We start from the raw sequence: 18076 nt of genomic DNA, 5'->3' as shown, positions 1-18076 counted from the left end.
GGTTGTCATTTAATTAATCAAGTAAAATAATCAAATATGAAAAAGCTAATATCTCACTTAATATACTTCTTGGCCATTTTATTACTGGGGACATCCTGTAATAAAGATGTGTTGGATTTGTCTCCTACGGATTCGGTTACAGACGCGGCCGTTTTTAATTCAAGCGATGCCGGATTAATGACAGCATTCGTTAATAACATATATGAAGGCATACCCGATGGTTATAACTGGAGTATGTTGGCTTCGGTTACCGATGAAGCTCACATGAATGCAGGTAGTTGGGCCGGTATGACGTCCATTATGCTCAGTCAGTTGTCTCCGAGCAACTTGTCGGCTTTTGGTGCCGGAGGATATTATGGCCAATATAACTGGGCAAGTGCCTACCAAAAGGTTAGAGCTGCCAACCTGTTCTTGTCAAAAGTTGGCGATTCACCCGTTGATGCTGATACGAAAAATGAATTGAAGGGAGAGGTGTATTTCCTGAGGGCTTATTTGTATCACAATTTGGTATCCATGTACGGTGGAGTACCCATTATTACTACTGCATATACTCTGACCGATTCTTTTTCCGTTGCCCGAAATACGTATGCTGAATGTATTCAGTTTATTTCGGACCAGTGCGATAGTGCTGCCCATTATCTCCCATTAACACAAAGTGAGATGGGGAGAGCGACAAAAGGTGCTGCCCTGGCGCTGAAGTCGAGGGCATTGCTGTATGCAGCCAGCGATCTTTACAATACACCTTCAGTATGGGGCAGCTATGGACATCCAGAGCTGGTTGGGTATACCAATGTTTCGGCAAGCGACCGGCAAGCTCGTTGGCAAAAGGCAAAAGATGCAGCCAAGGCGGTAATGGATTTGGGAGTGTATTCGCTTTACAAACCCGATCCGGCGAATGCACAGGAAGCTGCTGACAATTACTATAATCTGTTTTTGTCGATGCGTACTTCAGAAGATATCTTTTCAAGATATTATACACAAAACTTCAAAGGCTCATGGACTACATATAATCCAGGCGTTTTTCATAATCCTTGTGGTTATCACGGTTGGGGTACTGACGCGCCTACCCAGCAATTTGTGGACTCATACGAAATGAGTGATGGTAGTGCTTTTAGCTGGAATAACGCAACGGAAGCCGCAGCACCTTATCAAAACAGGGATCCGCGTTTTTATGCAACCGTTTTGTACGATGGTGCGCATTGGAGAGCAAGACCCTCCGATGTAGCCGGCGATCCGAATGGCGATATTCAAACAGGACACTATTACTATGATGCTAATACCATCAAAGATGGATTGGACACAAGAGGAACGAATGGTGGCGTGGATACATGGAACGGCTCATGGACTGGGTATTATCTCAAGAAAGGGGTCGATTCTTCTATTGATCCCGTTGCTGCTAAACAAACAAGTCCCTGGAGATTCATGCGCTATTCGGAGGTTTTACTAAACTATGCTGAGGCATGCATCGGTTTGGGACAGGAATCGGAAGCGCGGACTTATATAAACATGATTCGAAAAAGAGCGGGTATGCCGGCTATTACGACGTCCGGACCGGATTTGGTTAAGAGCTTGCGTTACGAACGTAAAATAGAGCTGGCTTTCGAAGAACTCCGCTATTATGATATCCGGCGCTGGATGATTGGTCCAAGCGCATATGCCGATGTGGAGGGAATAAATATCCTTTACGGAAGTCCGACATCTTATTCGTCAACGTATGGTGTAGGAACTCCTGCGTACAAAGTTGAAGTTGTTGATCAGCGTGCATGGGATCCGAAGGATTATTTCCTGCCAATCAGTCGGGACGAAATGAATAAGAACTCCAAACTTGTTCAGAATCCGGGTTATTAATGCAGCATGAGATTGACTTATAATATATAGTTTGATACAGGACAGGCATTCAACCGGAATAAGCGGGAATGTCTGTCCTTTCAGATACTATCTTAGTATAAATTGCCAACCTTTTTAACCTTAATTATTCTGCTAAAAACTAGTTTGTCGAAGCTGGAAAGTTAAACCGCTTCCATCTGAACCTGTGTCGTTTTAATGCAGAAAAAGTGGCGGAAACCATTCATTGTCTCACGAAACAGATTACTCTTTTTTGTTGAATTGAAAAAGTAGGAAATCTGCTGTGTGGTGAACAGAACTTATTTCAATTTGAACAAATAATATCTAAATCAATTGAATCGATGAAGAGTTGGATTTTAAAATTGCAAAAACACTCGATTTCCTCACTCGTTTTGTTCGGAATACTAGTTGCAGCCAGCAGTTCAGTATTTGCTCAAACGAGTTATGGGAATCTTCCCGACTGGGAAAACTCCCAGGTCATTGGGATTAACAAAGAACCGCCTTATCTGAGTTTTATGCACTATCCCGACCGGGTGAGTGCATTGGCCGATAGTACACTGGAAATTCATACACCGTACTACAAGTCGTTGGACGGAATGTGGAAGTTCCATTTCTCGAAAAACCCAGCTGAGCGGCCTATGGATTTCTACAAAACGAGTTTTAATGACGGAAAGTGGGCATCCGTTAAAGTGCCGGGAGTATGGCAACTGGAAGGCTACGGCAAGCCCATTTATCTGAATAACCGTTATCCGTTTCATCCGGATTATCCTGCGCACCCTCCGTTGGTTAATGCTAATGCAGACCCGGTTGGCTCGTACCGGACCACCTTCGATGTTCCGAAAAACTGGGACGGTCGTGAAGTTTTTATCCATTTCGGAGGTGTAAAGAGTGCATTTTACATCTGGCTGAACGGGAAAAAGATTGGCTATAGCCAGGGAAGTATGACGCCAGCCGAGTTTAATCTTACTCCTTTCCTGAAAAAGGGAAAAAACGTTCTGGCAGTTGAGGTGTATCGCTGGTCCGATGGTTCTTACCTGGAAGATCAGGATATGTGGCGTTTCAGCGGAATCTTCCGAAGTGTTTATTTATACAGCACGCCTTTGGAGCATCTCGAGGATTTCTTCGTGCGCTCGAGCCTTGATGATCGCTATGAAACGGGGATCATGCATATTACTGCCAAAGTCCGGAACTCTTCCGATGAAAATCACCAGCCGGCAAAAGTTGTGGCCTACTTGTATAATGAACAGGGGAAATTGGTGGGAGACGGTCCGATTGCACAGTCGAAAACCATTACTGATATTCCTGCGGGTACCGATGGAATCGCAGAACTCTATGCCAAAGTTCCAAACGTATTGAAATGGACGGCTGAGACGCCCAATCTCTATACCGTCGTACTGGAACTGAAAGATTCCAAAGGCAAGGTTCTCGAAGCGGCCCGTTCGACGACTGGTTTCCGGAATATCGAAATTAAAGACGGCGTGTTGATGGTGAATGGTGTGCCGGTTAAGTTGAAAGGAGTTAACACGCATGAGCACGATCCGTTTAACGGCCGGGCCATGGACTACAAATGGATTGAGAAGGATCTGAAGTTGCTGAAACAGGCGAATGTCAATACAGTGCGTATGTCACATTACCCGCACGATCCGAGGTATTACTACCTGTTCGACAAATACGGCATGTATGTGCTCGATGAGACGAATCTGGAGGCACACGGAATGCTGGAACGGGAACTCCTTCCGGGAAGTGATCCCCGCTGGACACACGCCTGTGTGAACCGGATTGCCCGTATGATTGCGCGCGATAAAAATCATCCGTCAGTCATTATTTGGTCGTTGGGTAACGAAGCGGGACATGGCGAAAACTTTGCCCAGATGGCATCGTATGCCCGAACGGTTGATCCTTCGAGGCCGATTCACTATGAACAAATGAATAGTGTGGCTGATATGATTAGTCACATGTATCCAACACCGCAATGGTTACAGCAACTGGCTTCGGACCCGAATATTCACAAACCGATTTTCATGTGTGAATACGCTCACTCCATGGGTAACTCCACCGGAGGATTGACGACCTACTGGAATTTAATTAATCACTACAAAAATCTGATTGGCGGTTGTATCTGGGACTGGGTCGATCAGGGGCTGTATAAAAAGGATGCCAAAGGTAAAATGTTTTGGGCCTATGGCGGCGACTACGGTGACGATCCCAACGATGCGAATTTCAATATCAATGGTTTCGTCTCTCCCGACCGGAAGCCCAATCCGGCTTATTATGAGGTGAAACATGTATATCAGTATGTAACTTTCAAAGCTGGTGATTTGAACCACGGAGAGGTCATGGTTCACAATGGATATTACCACCAAAATCTCAGTCAGTTTGATGTAAAATGGACACTGACACAGAATGGTAAAACCATCCAATCGGGTGTGATTGATACACTGACAACACCCGCTAACGGTTGGACAAGGCTTCATTTGCCGATTGAGCAGCCCAAAATGGAAGCAGGCAGCGAATACTGGCTGAACCTGAATCTGACACTGAAGAAGAACAAGTTCTGGGCGGATAAAGGATTCACATTGGCCTGGGACCAGTTCAAAATGCCATGGGCCGTTGCGCCAGCCACCAAGCCTGGTAAAGCCAATGGAACAGCCGTTCAGGTGAAGCAAACGGATGATGCCATCACGCTGACGGGAGCTTCTTTTGCCATGACCATATCCAAAGTGAACGGTTCATTGGAAAGTTATACTTCGAAGGGGAAATCGTTGATCAGTGGCCCGCTGAAACCCAATTTCTGGCGGGCACAGACCGACAACGACAGAGCAGGTTGGCGCGGAGAACTTAATGCCTGGAAAGACGCCGGCTCCGGACGCAAAGTAACAGATGTGAAGCTGAGTCAGCCGGATAATCATCCCGTTGTTGTGACGATTAGTGGAACATTGCCGATTGGTCAGTCAACATGGCAACTAAAATACACGGTTTATGAAAATGGTGTTGTTCAGGTGAATCAAACGTTGACTCCGGTTGGGGATGTTCCGACTGACATTCCTGTTGTGGGTATGAGCCTAAGGATTCCTAAAGAATACGGAACCATGACTTGGTACGGTCGTGGACCGTGGGAAAATTATTCCGACCGGCAAACCGGGGCGAATGTAGGCGTGTATTCCGGTCTTGTGGACACGTTGTGGACCGATTATGTGCGTCCGCAGGCTAACGGTAACCGTGATGGAGTACGTTGGGTGCGGTTTACCGATAAAGATGGTCAGGGACTCATGGTCGTTGGCCTGTCTCCACTCAGTGTTAGTGCGTGGCCATATTCGTTGCAGGAGTTGGAACAGGCCAAACACATCGACGATTTGCCGGTGCGCAATTTCATTACGGTCAATCTGGATGATAAGCAAATGGGCGTTGGTGGTATCGATTCATGGAGCCGCAATGCACGAGCTATGCCGCCTTACCGTTTGCCTTCCGATAAACAGTATCAATACGGATTTTATCTCTATCCTTACCACAAGTAACGTTCAAAAGAATATATTAACCCCAAAATCCACAGCGGAGTCGTCGAAAGGCGGCTCCGTTTTTTTTATCGGCAGGATGAATTGAACAAAATGATGAAGATGCTTACGTGAGTTTTCATGGAGGATTGTATAATAGAGTGTGGGGGCTCCTTGGTATGTATCGGACAGACAATCCACATTTAAGTTGCTTAATTTGCTAATCTCATCATAACTAGTATCAAAAAATGAAACGATTACTCTTGTCATTCCTCGTTGTGTTCATGCTGCAGGGAATATCGAATGTCTGGGCTGCCACTGGTGAAAATCAGGCAACGAAACATGCCGGAAAGCAAAAGCAGGAGCGACGAAAAACCGACGATGGTTTTGCCACGAATGGTGTCATAGCACACCGGGGAGCCTGGAAAGCAAAGAAGCTGCCGACCAATTCCATCGCATCGTTAAAGCAGGCCATGAAACTGGGTGTTGCCGGCTCAGAGTTTGATATTCACGAAACGGCCGATGGTGTGCTGGTTATCCACCACGATAACACCTATAACGGATTAACCATTGAAAAGACGAATTACACCGATTTACTCAAGTTCAAACGCTCCAACGGCGAATCGATTCCCACATTGGAACAATATATCAAAACCGGTATGACGCAGCACCGCACCCGGCTGATCGCCGAATTGAAACCTTCCGTTATCAGTAAAGAACGGTCCATCGAATTAGCCAATAAGGTTGTGGCAATGGTTCAAAAACTACATGCGCAGGATTGGATAGTTTACATCAGTTTTAGTTACGATATACTGAAGCGGATTCATGAGCTGGAACCCGGTGCACGCTTGATGCCATTGCAGAAAAGCGTGAACATCCATCAGATGAAAGCAGATGGTATGTGGGGCATCGATTTCTACTACGGCGCTTTCAAAAAGAATCCGGAATTGGTGGAGGTCGCTCATAGCAACGGATTGAAAGTAAATGCCTGGACGGTGGATAAGCCGGAGGTGATGGATGAGCTTTTGCGTCAAGGCGTCGATTTCATTACGACCGATGCGCCGGAAATGTTGCTGAAGAAAGTGAGTCAACGACGGAAAGCTGCCGGGAAGAGATGATTTGTTATTTAACAGAAAATGATAAAAGCCAAACCGTGGAATTTCAGGATATTGTTGCTGAAAATCATTAATTTCAGAACCTTAACCTGCAGGAATCCATGTACCTGCTCAACCTGTAAAACCAAATCGTAAAATAAAATCCGGTTCTATGAAAACAAAAAATCTTTTACTCGGCATGGCGTTATCAACGCCTTTGTTGGCTCATGCCGGCACACCACCGGCTGTCGAGAAGAAACCCAATGTGGTCATTTTTTTCATCGACGACATGGGCTATTCCGACATTAGCTGTTATGGCCAGAAGAAATGGAAAACACCCAATATCGATCAACTGGCGGAAAACGGAATCCGGTTTACCGATGCCTATTCTGCTTCGCCTATTTGTAGTCCCTCACGGGCAGGTTTGCTTACCGGACGTTATCCGGCACGCATGGGCATTCAGCAGGTGTTCTTTCCTGGAAATTACACAGGCATTCCACAAAAAGAATTATTGATTTCTGAATTGCTGAAAACAGCTGGCTATACAACGGGAATTATTGGGAAATGGCATCTGGGAAGCCGCGAAAAATTCCTTCCGCTGCAAAACGGATTTGACGAATACTTCGGGATACCGTACAGCAACGATATGGCCGAACAGGTTTATTTGCGCGGAAATGATGTGGTGCAGTACCACATCGACCAGTCGCACATGACAAAGAAATACACCGAAGAAGCCATCTCATTCATCGATCGACATAAGGATCAACCGTTCTTCCTCGAGTTGGCGCACAACATGATGCACGTTCCGATATTCTGCTCGCCCGAGTTTCGCGGTAAATCGGGCGCGGGCCTTTACGGAGATGCCGTGCTCGAAGTCGACTGGAGCATCGGGCAGGTGATGGCCGAGCTGAAGAAGCAAGGTTTGCTGGACAATACGCTGGTCATCTTTTCGAGTGATAACGGCCCGTGGTTACAGGAAGGGCCGCTGGGAGGCGAGGCGAAACCCTTGCGGGAAGGGAAGACCACCAGTTACGAAGGTGGCGTTCGGGTTCCGCTCATCGCTTACTGGAAAGGAAAAATCAAGCCGCGCACCGATCATGACGTGGTCCGGAACCTCGACTGGTTCCCAACCCTGGCCGATATCTGCGGGGTTGCTGTTCCCGACAGCATCCGGCTCGATGGTTACGATATCTCGGGGGTATTGTTGCGTGGTGAGAAGAGTCCAGGCAATGTGTACGCTTACTTCCGCAATAATAAAGATGTCACCAGTCTTCGGGTAGGTGACTGGAAAATCACCCTGCCGCAGGACAAAATCGTGGGAAACTTCTGGCGGGCCAGTACGGCTGCGCACGATACGTTGCTTTTCAACCTGAAGGACGATCCGTCGGAAACGACCGACCTGTTTCACAAGTATCCTGAGAAAGCGAAGGAGATGACCAAAGCGATTGAAACCTATAAAGCCAATTTCGGACCCATTCCGCCGGCATTGGTGGTGTGGGGCAACGATCAGCGGAGAGAATTGCAACAACAACGCCACAAGGCCATTGAAGACGCGAAGAAACGCGGAGTTAAGAGCAAAAAAGACGATGTCGACGGTTTCATCGAAGCCCAATAAAAGGCCCTTGTCAGATTCATAAACAATTACATAATCCACACTAATGGTAGAGACGCGCTATAGCGCGTCTCTACCAATATGTTTATTTCACCGTCTTGTGCATAAACCGTTTGGCCAGCCAGTTTCTTACCGGCACGTCGTACAGTTTCAACGCACCATAGGCAATGGCAATAGCCGAAACAATCATCAGCACGCCCACCGGCCAAGCTTTTGACATGGGTACCTGGTTGTCGACTACCCAGGCGGTAAAGATATAAATCAGCGGATAGTGCGTAATGTACAGCGGGTACGAAAGGTCGCCCAGGAACCGCGTGATTTTGGTCGCAAACTTCCCGGTCACTTTACCGCTGGCGCCGATGTACACAATCAGCGGGAAAACGAAGATGATGGTCAGCGAATCGTACAGGCCGTTCATCCACAGGTGCTCGCTTCCACCCACGCGCGGAAACGACAGGGCCACGATAACCAGCAGGCTGGCCCACAGAAACGCGTATTTGATGCGTCCTGGTTGGGCGATGCGCGACAACAACAGTCCGGCAAAGAACGGGTACATCAAACGGGTCAAACCTACCCGCAACTGTTCGGGGTTGACCGACCAGCCGCCAATCACATCGCCGTTGGGACTGGTAACTGCCAGGTGAATCAGCGCAGCGCCGGCCAGAAATACCAGCACAGCCAGCGCCTTCTTCGAGAATTTCCGGATGAACAGCGCATACAGAATGTTGGCGACGTATTCGAAAAAGAGCGACCAGGCCGGGCCATCCAGCGGATGCATCTCGCCCCAGCCCCTGATTTCGAGTGACGGCGGTACGGGCAGCAGGGTAAACCCGATGAGCATTACCAGCAGTAACTTCCATACGGGAACACTCGCAATCCCCGGGAAAAGGATGGGCGATGCGCTGAAATAAAACCCGATGGCGCCGATAATCATCCCCATGATAATCATCGGGTGAAGGCGGATCAGACGTCGCTTGAAAAAGTCTTTTAACGTCATTTTGCCCCAACGGTCGTCGTAAGCATAACCAATTACAAATCCCGAAAGGACAAAGAAAAAGTCCACCGCCAGGTAGCCGTGGTTCATGATTTGCTTCAGGTGGTTACCTCCGCTAAAGGTTTCGAAAAAGTGGAAGATGACCACCATCACCGCGGCCACGCCGCGCAGCCCGTCGAGAATCTCATAGTGGCTCTTGGAATCCGAAAAGGTGGATAGGTGCTTGTTAGTTGAATTCATGTTGAATGCTTGTGGTGTTTTGATTAGGATGATTAAACTCGATGTTTTCCGCCAAAGGCTTAAAACGCGGCATGAATATAAATCATTTCACCCAAAAAACAGGGACATATTGTACTTTTTACAGACAAAAAATGAGTCCCGCAATGGAAACGGTGTTTCAGGTTTCAAGTTTCAGGTTGTGCTGTAAGCTTGCTGTTGTTCGTCAGGCTGAAGGCCTGAAAGCCCATAGCCCGGGGCAAGGAGGTACGACGCCGCCCCGGGAGCGAATGCCCCGCATAGGAAGGAGGCGCACGTTCGAAACAGGATTGGAAAGGAAACGTTCCTGCGCCGCACATGCCGGCGTTGAACAGAACGTCCCCTAAACCGCATATTGACCGCCATTCATTCATCGATATCTTTGTGGAACTTGTGCTTGCTTTGTGTTCATTGTGGTTTAATTTTTCACCACGAAGGACACTAAGTTTTACACAGCGGACACGAAGAAGCCCTTCATCGAAGCCGAACCTGATAAGGGGGTACGCACAGCCACGATATATCGTGGCCCTACAGCACCAGTGCAGCCCAGCAATAGAAATAACATCAACAACAAGAACCACAGGAACATTTGCAACCTCGAAGCTAAACCTGTAACCTGAAACCTGAAACCTGTAACCTTTCTAACCTGAAACTCTTAACGTTTATACCAATACCCCAACATCTTCCGGCCTACTTTTCCGATGTATTTCTTCGGGAGGATGAAATAGAGCAGAAACAGGATAATCGCCATGAAATTGGAAACGATCATCCGCAGGATGGACGAAAAACGAATCTCGCCCTTGCGTCCGGAGGTGGCTACCGGGTGGGCGTGGAGTACTTTGAAACCTTTGTGTAGTGACCTCCCGTACTTCTTCAGGCGATACTGCAGGTCGACCTCCTCCAGGGCATAGAGGTTCTCGCTGAAGCCACCGATGGCATCGAAGGCATCTCTCCGGCAGAGGAGGAAAGCGCCGCCGCTCATGTTCAGGATCCGGAACACCGGGTTGATGCGTTCCATCCGGAGGCGGTTGAACAAAGTGCCTCCCTCGATCCTGATCGTCGATCCACAGCCAATCAACTGGTCCTCGCCGATGATGGCCAGCACGTCCTTCATCAGTGCCTCGTCGGGCCAGGTATCGGCATCGATAAACAGCAGCCATTTCCCCGAAGCAGCGGCCGCGCCGGTATTCCGCGCTCTCGCTATCTGGTTGTGCGGTTCGGTCACCACCCGGGCGCCCAGCCCCGAAGCTAGCTCCGCGGTCCGGTCGTCGGAGTTATTGTCGCACACAATGATTTCCCACTCCGCTTGCGGGAGGTGTTGCGCCCCGACAGCCACCTGAATCCGTTCGAGGGTTCGGGGAAGCACCTCTTCCTCGTTGTAGGCCGGTATGACGATCGATAATTGCATGCGGTTTGACTGTGTGTACCGAATATACCGATTTATGGGCAAACCATCATCCGGTTCCGGGCGGCAGGCACCGTGGGAGTTGTCCCAAACCCTCCCTGACGAAAAGTGGACCCTTGGGAGTTATCCCAACGTTTGCCAACCTGAAAAATGAGCTTTGGAGGTTCGTCCAAACGCTCCCTGGCAAAAAGTGAAGGCTTGGAGGTACGTCCAAACCGTGCCGAACTGAAAAGTGAAGCTTTGGAGGTTCGTCCAAACGTTCCCCGGCAAAAAGTAGAGGCGTGGAGGTACGTCCAACACCTCCCGAACGAAATGACCTTTGGAGGTACGTCCAACACCATCAAGCCAACCCGAAACTCGACCAACAATAGGAACAATAGAAACTACAGTAACAACAGAAACTTTTTTTGTCTTTCCTCTAAAATCTAACGTCTAGGGTCTTTTTTCAATTTATACCCATTCTCAATAGTTCGATTTCTTCCGTGAACGTACCGATTTCTTCCGTGAACGGTCGGATCTGGTATGTGAATGGAAAATCGCCTTTGACGGGATTTTGTTAAACATGTTGTTGAACAATAAGAGTTTGGATAGGAGCGTTATTTTCGAATGAGAAATAATAAAGATTTAAAAATCGATAAATAGAAAGAACGAGCATCGCAAAGGATTCTCGATACAATTAAAGATATCAATTATGGCTAAACCAAGAGTATTTATTAGTTCAACATTTTATGATTTGAGGCAAGTTCGGGCAGACTTAGATATGTTTATTGAGGGGTTAGGTTATGAACCAGTAAGGAATGAAGAAGGGGATATTCCATATGGAAAGGAGGAAGCACTTGAAGAATATTGCTATAAAGAAATTAAAGGAGTTGATATTTTGATTTCTATTGTCGGAGGTCGCTTTGGATCTGAATCAAGAAGAAATAATTCATCTATCTCCCAACTTGAGTTAAAAACGGCACAGAAGGAAAGTAAACAGATATATGTCTTTATCGAAAAGAATGTACTTTCTGAATATGAAACTTACTTATTAAATAAAGAATCGGATGTTAAGTTTAGATATGTAGATGATAAAAGAATATATAAATTTATAGAAGAAATTAAGGGACTTAATACAAATAATAATATTAAAGGATTCGAAACCGCAGCAGATATAACAAAATATTTAAAAGAACAATTTGCTGGATTATTTCAAAGATTTTTAGAAGAACAGACAAGGATAAAGGAAGTTAGTATAATCTCAAACCTAGAGAAAACAGCCCAAACTTTGAATAAATTGGTTAATTACTTAAGTGATGAAAATAAAGGACAAGCAGAAGAGATTAATCGAATATTAACAATAAATCATCCTTTAGTAGAGAATCTTAGAACATTGTTGGATATACCATACAACTTTTATATCGAAGGTGTCGAAGATATGGGGCGTTTGTTAGTTGCTCGTGGTTTTAAGAAGGATGGTTTAGAGAAAAGTGATGATGAGGAGGAAGTGTATTGGGTCTGGAACAAAGAATTTAAGCGGAATCTTATAGAAATCAAGATATCGAACTCGCTATTTGATGAAGAAGGGAAGCTAAAATTTGTGAAGAAATCTGATTGGCATGATTCATATATAGTATATAATGAAAATGAATTACATGACGATGAAGATCTGCCATTTTAGGCGATTACGCTATATGATATTTTTTAGTTAAGTACTCTCATTCATTATTGATCTATCTAATTTTTCTTGATGGACTTTTTCAGCGGTTTAATACACTTTTTTACAGATAAGACTTATTCAACGAGCTCCAAAGTTTTGGGGATTTTCTTAATCCTTGCTGTACTTCTTTTGGTAAACAATTTACTGGGTTTTACTTTTTATTATTCCACTAATCAGAAGATTAGTCAGATTGAAAAGATCGAAAGCTTAAAAGAGAATGGACTTTCTGATAAGACGCTTGATGTCTACCTCTCCAATATTGAAAAAAGAATTGTTGATAGAGAGAATATTTTCGTTCTCTTTTTAAATTTATTTTCTCAAAACCAATATAGTCAGAATACGATCTCTGTCGATACATTAAAAAATAAAGGAAAAACAGTTGATAGTGAAAAATTTGACCACATCGCACCAAAAACAAAACAAGATAACGAGAAAAATGAAATTAAGGTGAGGTCTCCGTTTTGGCATACTGTTACATCATCTTATGCGCTTTTGATATTATTATTGATACTTCCGTTTGCTCCATTTGGGATAGATGATTTGGATAAAAATACGCTGCTTGGAATCATGGTTATCTTTGTTCTGGCTGCTGGTTTAGTTTGGCTGTTTCAATATTTATTGGGTTTGATACCTGTCATTCACGGCAAGCCTATTATCAACTATATAATCAACTTTATTGTTCAATCAGTATTTGCAATTTTCACGATTAGGTTTTTTAGCAAGTACAGTGAAAACTAATTCATTGGAGAAATTGAATTTATAGATATTAGTCCGCTTTAGTTAAGACAAGTTTGTCTGTACAGTAGAATCATCTAACTAAATAACATCCATCATGACACGAGAAGAACACCTCAAATTTTGCACGGTTTGCCAAAACCGGAAGTTCGACAGCCAGCTGGGGCTGGTTTGCGGACTGACCAGCCAACTCGCCAACTTTGGAAACAGTTGCGAACACTATTCCGAAGATTCGGAACTGAAAGCCAAACGAGCGGCAGAACAAGTTCGTAAAGATATCCTGTTCAACACCGCCAGTCTCAGCAAGCGGTTCGCCAATTACCTTCTGGATACAGTATTATTTATTGTTTTTGGTGTGGTATTCATCGTGCTTTTTATGTCCCTTTTGTCCATCGTTTCGCCATCATTACTCTCTGTTTTCGAAGAGGAAAACGTACTATTAAACTATGCCATGGCATACACGGTGATCACCATCTACTACGTCATTTTTGAATATTCCACCGGAAGGTCCATTGCCAAATTCATCACGAAGACAAAGGTCGTTAATATGCAGGGGGAGCAACCCGGTTTTAAGACCATCCTCATCCGCACACTGTGTCGTTTCATTCCTTTCGAAGCTTTTTCCTTTTTAGGGGAGAGTAAAACCGGCTGGCACGATACGCTGTCGAAAACAAGGGTGATTAACGTATAGATTTCTTCCGGCGTTTTTCTATTTTCGGCATTGACAAATGAGAATTATTTAACCAAATAGAATACGAATGGACAATTACATTGGAATTTCGAGGGAAGAGGCGTTGGCCGAAACGCAACGGTTCTTCGTAAAAGTATACAGCTGGATGTCATTCGCCCTGCTGGTGACCGGGGCGGTCGCCATGTGGACAGCCATGCATGTGGATATCGTGCGGATGATTGTTCAGAACCAGATGTTGTTCTTCGGATTGATTATCGGCGAGTTCCTGATGGTCGGTTACTTGGTGGGATGGATTCAGAAGATGTCGGCGCAAACCGCCACGCTGGTGTTTGTGCTCTATTCCGTGTTAAACGGGCTGACCTTTTCGGTGATTTTCCTGTTGTACACGGCTGGTTCCATCGCATCGACGTTCTTCATCACAGCCGGTACCTTCGCGGCGATGAGCGCCTACGGGTACTTCACTAAAAGCGATTTGACCCGCTGGGGCAGCCTGTTGTTCATGGGGCTCATCGGGGTCATCATTGCCTCGGTGGTCAACATGTTTTTTCATAGTCCGGCCCTGTACTGGTTTACCACCTACGCCGGTGTGCTGATTTTCGTGGGACTGACGGCTTACGATACGCAGAAGATTAAAAAGATGAACGTCATCGGGAACGAAGGAACCGAAGAGGATAAGAAGGAAGCCATTGTCGGGGCACTCATCCTGTATCTCGATTTCATTAACCTGTTCCTGCTCCTGCTGCGGTTGTTCGGACGAAGAAGATAAAGGATATTCAGATATTCGGTAAAAGGGTTAGGACATTTCCTGACCGTTTTTTAATTTTCGGATGCTGAATGTGAGGCAAATGAGATGATGAAACAATACCATTTCCATAAGACCAAGTATGGCGAAGAGTTACTCATCGACCTGATCCGGCTGGAAAGTCTGGAGCCGTATCTTTTGGAGGATCCGACCCATCGCCTCGACTACTATGATGTGACACTTATCCTGGACGGCGAGGGAACATTCAGCATCGACAACAATACACAACCGGTTGAACGCGGTCGCATTTTCTTTTCGGCCCCGGGACAGGTGCGTAGCTGGCAGTATAACCGCATCCCGGAAGGTTATGCCCTGATATTTGAAGAAGAATTCCTGTGCGCGTTCTTCAACGATTCGCAGTTTGTGAAAAAACTCTCATGTTTCAACTGCAGTGGAGCTGCTGTGGCGTTGGATCCGGCCTCCGGCGAATTCAGTCAGTTAACCCGGCTGATGCAGAACATCAGAGATGAGATGAGCCGGTACCAGACCAAAGACCAGCATATCCTGCGGGCGTTGCTGTACCAGACGCTCATGTTATTGAACCGGATTTGCCTGGCGCAAAACCCGTTGTTGGCCTCCAAACCGGGTAACCGGTATGTCGATGCCTTCATCCAATTGGTCAATATCCACTACCTCAATAGCCGTTCGGTCGATTACTACGCCGAACAATTGCACATCACACCGGGGCATCTCAACGATTTGGTGAAGAAGCAAACGGGCACCAGCGCCAAGCAGCACATATTGCATCGCACCATGCTGGAAGCAAAGCGCCTGCTAATGTATACAGCCATGACCGTCGATGAAATAGCTGCCCACTTAAACTACGCGAGTACGAACTATTTCGTTCGGGCATTTAGCAAAAGTACCGATACGACACCCCTCCGTTTCCGGAAGAAGGAAATCCGCGAAAAGTGACATTTTGCCCTTTGTTTGCTCTTGGGAAACAGTTCAGGTCCTCACTACCTTTGAACTATTCAAAAACGATTTCTCATGAAAAAACAAACACTAATCTTTCTTTTGATCATGTTAGTTACCAGTTCCTATGCACATGCAGCCGATAGTGTGTCGGCTAAAATTATCGCTTTGGAAAAAGCCGCGCTGGAAAAGTGGAACAGTGGCGATCCGAGTGGTTACTTATCTCTGTCGGCAAGCGATGTGGTGTATTTCGATCCGCCACTCCCGCAACGGCTGAACGGAATTGAAGCCCTCACGAAGTATTACGAACCGGTAAAGGGACAAATTCATGTCGACCGGTACGAGATGCTTCATCCATTGGTTCAGTCGACGGAAAAAATGGCCGTACTAACCTTTAACTTGGTGTCGTATCAGGGCGAAAAGGCCTCGCGATGGAATTGTACCGAAGTGTACCGGCTCGAAGAGGATGGAAATTGGAAAATCATCCAGACTCATTGGTCGCCTGTACAGCCGTTTGCGGATAAATAATTACCGGTATCCCGGGACAGAAGGACAGGTCGCAAGGTCTGTCCTTTTTTGTATCAGATGACGGCCGCTTGCTTTTATGATTCATTGAATGTTGAATTAGAGATGATTGCTTTCAGTCTGCCCAAAATTTTTGTAACTATGTAAAACAAATACCGTAACGTTTAACAGACCAACAAAAACCCTTACTACATGAAGAGACAGATTGCTAACCATCTCCCCGTAACCTTGTTGATATTGGTGGGCTTGCTGTGGCTCAGCCTGCCGGGATGTCACACGAAGAAAGAGGCCGTGAACACCTCGAAAGCCAACCCGGAAGAGACCGCAACCACGAAGAGCACAAGTAAAGCCGTGGAGGACTTCGACCAGTTCTACAACCGTTTCCATAACGACAGTACGTTTCAGATGTCACGCCTGAAGTTTCCCATCGGGGGAGCTGCCGTTGACGTGGACGGTACCACCCCGTGGACGAAGAAGAACTGGCACATCATGAAAACGGAGATTTACGACATCGACACCACCCAATACAAGGTGACCTACCACAAAACACCCACGGAGTTTACCCAGCATGTCTGGCTCCCCAAAACCGGCTTCAGTAACAAGTGCCGTTTCGAACTAATCGGGAAGAAATGGTATTTGGTGTACTGTTTGGATGAGAACCTGTAGGCAATGAACAATGTACAATGAGAAATGAACAATAGGTTTCAGGTTTCATGCTGGGAGCCTTTGTTACTGTAGTTCCTGTGGTTTCTGTTGTTTTTATTGTTCGGCTTCGATGAGGGCTCTTTGTGGTCTTCGTGAAAAACCATTGTGGCCTTTGTGGTAAAAAAACATGAACCACAATGTACACGAGGAAAGCACAAAGTGCTCAAAGACATCAATGAATGATGTACCGTGCAGTAACCTTGTAATATTTGACCCATGGGGTGGTGAACGGGAGTAAGGCCCAGCCCTAAAATTGATTGGAGGTGATGAATATGTATCCGGCGTTGCCGGAATTTGGACTAGCAGCAAGAGAGTGGACCGTTGAGTATCTATTTTTCATTTCTCATTACTCATTTTTCATTGTACTCGTTTCATTCTTCCGTAACTTGTCTATAGATCACCGGACTACCGGTGACGATGTTCTCTCCGTACTTCCTCTTTCCAGTAAATGGGAGGAAAAGTGGCAACTGAATTACGATAAACGGGAATTACACTTCATTCAGAAAACCGTCAGCAACATGGAGACCATCAAAACCTACGAAAATTTCCCTTTGGGTGTTGTGATACAATCCAGCCTAGTATCGCTGGGCATATACGGACTCGGCTTCTTCATCATGTTTCGGGTGGGAATGGCCCTGGCGTGGCTTTACCTCTTGTACATCCTTGTTCTGGAATATCGACTGATACGCTACGATTGCATTAACTGCTACTACTGGGGCAGAACGTGCGGCTTCGGGAAAGGCCGTTTGAGTGGCTTGTTTTTTCCAAAAGGAGAAGCAGCCAACTTCTGCCGGAAGGAGATGGCTTGGAAAGACCTGATTCCGGACATACTGGTGTCGCTGATTCCGTTCGTCGCAGGAATCGTGTTGCTTATCGTGCAATTCAGTTGGGCCGTGTTAATCGCCCTGGCGGTGCTGGTGGTGTTAACCACCTCCGGAAATAACTACATTCGCGGCACACTGACCTGCAAGCATTGTAAACAGCGCGAACTGGGATGCCCCGCGGAACAGTTGTTTAATAAGAAGAAATGAATTCTATCTGTCCTTTTGTCTTGACACAAAAGTACCAAAAAGTCAAGTCAAAGTGATCCTTCAACCCGCGTCATGGTTATGTCTTTTCAAACCCACATCCCTGAATACCCGCACAAAACCATTCCCGCCTTCGCTGGCCCGGGCTACTTTGACCGGCCCTCGCCTTGATCGCCTAAGGGCGATGTTGGGGACGAAGCAATTCAGAACCTGCGATGTAAAGGATCGATAAAACTCCGAACAAATGAAACAAGGTTAAAGGATAAAGTTGAAGGTTGAA

General features: G+C 46.1%; 14 protein-coding genes. 12 read left to right on the top strand and 2 right to left on the bottom strand.

Annotation, left to right across the window (positions count from 1 at the left end; translation table 11 throughout):
• Positions 1–36: 36 nt before the first annotated feature.
• The 4 genes from CLV93_RS06920 to CLV93_RS06900 all read left to right on the top strand — a co-directional run bounded on the left by CLV93_RS06920 (position 37) and on the right by CLV93_RS06900 (position 8045).
• Positions 37–1848, top strand: coding sequence for a RagB/SusD family nutrient uptake outer membrane protein (locus CLV93_RS06920; protein WP_106541461.1), 1812 nt, complete (start codon positions 37–39; stop codon positions 1846–1848).
• A gap of 338 nt (positions 1849–2186) precedes the next feature.
• Complete coding sequence (lacZ, locus tag CLV93_RS06915) at positions 2187–5360, top strand: beta-galactosidase, LacZ type (protein ID WP_106541460.1); 3174 nt, start codon at positions 2187–2189, stop codon at positions 5358–5360.
• A gap of 224 nt (positions 5361–5584) precedes the next feature.
• The gene (locus tag CLV93_RS06905; RefSeq protein WP_106541458.1) at positions 5585–6454 is read left to right on the top strand and encodes a glycerophosphodiester phosphodiesterase; all 870 of its coding nucleotides are present in this window, start codon (positions 5585–5587) and stop codon (positions 6452–6454) included.
• A 148-nt stretch (positions 6455–6602) separates the two neighbouring features.
• Positions 6603–8045: a sulfatase family protein gene (locus CLV93_RS06900; protein ID WP_106541457.1), complete on the top strand. Its 1443-nt coding sequence runs from the start codon at positions 6603–6605 to the stop codon at positions 8043–8045.
• Between the two features lie 82 nt (positions 8046–8127).
• On the opposite strand, the gene CLV93_RS06895 is transcribed toward CLV93_RS06900, so the two are convergent.
• A complete protein-coding gene (locus tag CLV93_RS06895; RefSeq protein ID WP_106541456.1) occupies positions 8128–9276 on the bottom strand; it encodes an acyltransferase family protein in 1149 nt (382 codons plus the stop codon).
• Positions 9277–9946: 670 nt separating this feature from the next.
• Complete coding sequence (locus tag CLV93_RS06885) at positions 9947–10699, bottom strand: glycosyltransferase (protein WP_106541454.1); 753 nt, start codon at positions 10697–10699, stop codon at positions 9947–9949.
• A 688-nt stretch (positions 10700–11387) separates the two neighbouring features.
• On the opposite strand from CLV93_RS06885, the gene CLV93_RS06875 reads away from it, so the two are divergent.
• From CLV93_RS06875 to CLV93_RS06840, 8 genes are all read left to right on the top strand, one after another.
• The gene (locus CLV93_RS06875; RefSeq protein WP_106541452.1) at positions 11388–12356 is read left to right on the top strand and encodes a DUF4062 domain-containing protein; all 969 of its coding nucleotides are present in this window, start codon (positions 11388–11390) and stop codon (positions 12354–12356) included.
• A gap of 69 nt (positions 12357–12425) precedes the next feature.
• Positions 12426–13133, top strand: a complete 708-nt coding sequence (locus CLV93_RS06870) for a hypothetical protein (protein ID WP_106541451.1) — start codon at positions 12426–12428, stop codon at positions 13131–13133.
• Positions 13134–13227: 94 nt separating this feature from the next.
• Positions 13228–13821 (top strand): RDD family protein, encoded by a 594-nt coding sequence (locus tag CLV93_RS06865; protein WP_106541450.1) that lies wholly within the window; start codon positions 13228–13230, stop codon positions 13819–13821.
• Between the two features lie 67 nt (positions 13822–13888).
• Positions 13889–14587 carry a Bax inhibitor-1/YccA family protein gene (locus CLV93_RS06860; protein WP_106541449.1) on the top strand — a complete coding sequence of 233 codons (699 nt, stop codon included), beginning with the start codon at positions 13889–13891 and terminating at the stop codon, positions 14585–14587.
• An 84-nt stretch (positions 14588–14671) separates the two neighbouring features.
• Positions 14672–15538, top strand: a complete 867-nt coding sequence (locus CLV93_RS06855) for an AraC family transcriptional regulator (RefSeq protein WP_106541448.1) — start codon at positions 14672–14674, stop codon at positions 15536–15538.
• A gap of 75 nt (positions 15539–15613) precedes the next feature.
• Positions 15614–16066: a YybH family protein gene (locus CLV93_RS06850; protein ID WP_211297769.1), complete on the top strand. Its 453-nt coding sequence runs from the start codon at positions 15614–15616 to the stop codon at positions 16064–16066.
• 189 nt (positions 16067–16255) lie between these two features.
• On the top strand, positions 16256–16729 hold the full coding sequence (locus tag CLV93_RS06845; RefSeq protein WP_106541447.1) for a DUF4348 domain-containing protein: 474 nt from the start codon (positions 16256–16258) through the stop codon (positions 16727–16729).
• A gap of 302 nt (positions 16730–17031) precedes the next feature.
• Positions 17032–17799 (top strand): hypothetical protein, encoded by a 768-nt coding sequence (locus tag CLV93_RS06840; protein ID WP_211297768.1) that lies wholly within the window; start codon positions 17032–17034, stop codon positions 17797–17799.
• The last annotated feature ends 277 nt before the right edge of the window (positions 17800–18076 follow it).

It is taken from the genome of Prolixibacter denitrificans, from assembly GCF_003014495.1.
Taxonomy (GTDB): domain Bacteria; phylum Bacteroidota; class Bacteroidia; order Bacteroidales; family Prolixibacteraceae; genus Prolixibacter; species Prolixibacter denitrificans.
Note: the sequence above shows the minus strand (reverse complement) of the source record. Positions and strands in the feature narration are given on the sequence as shown.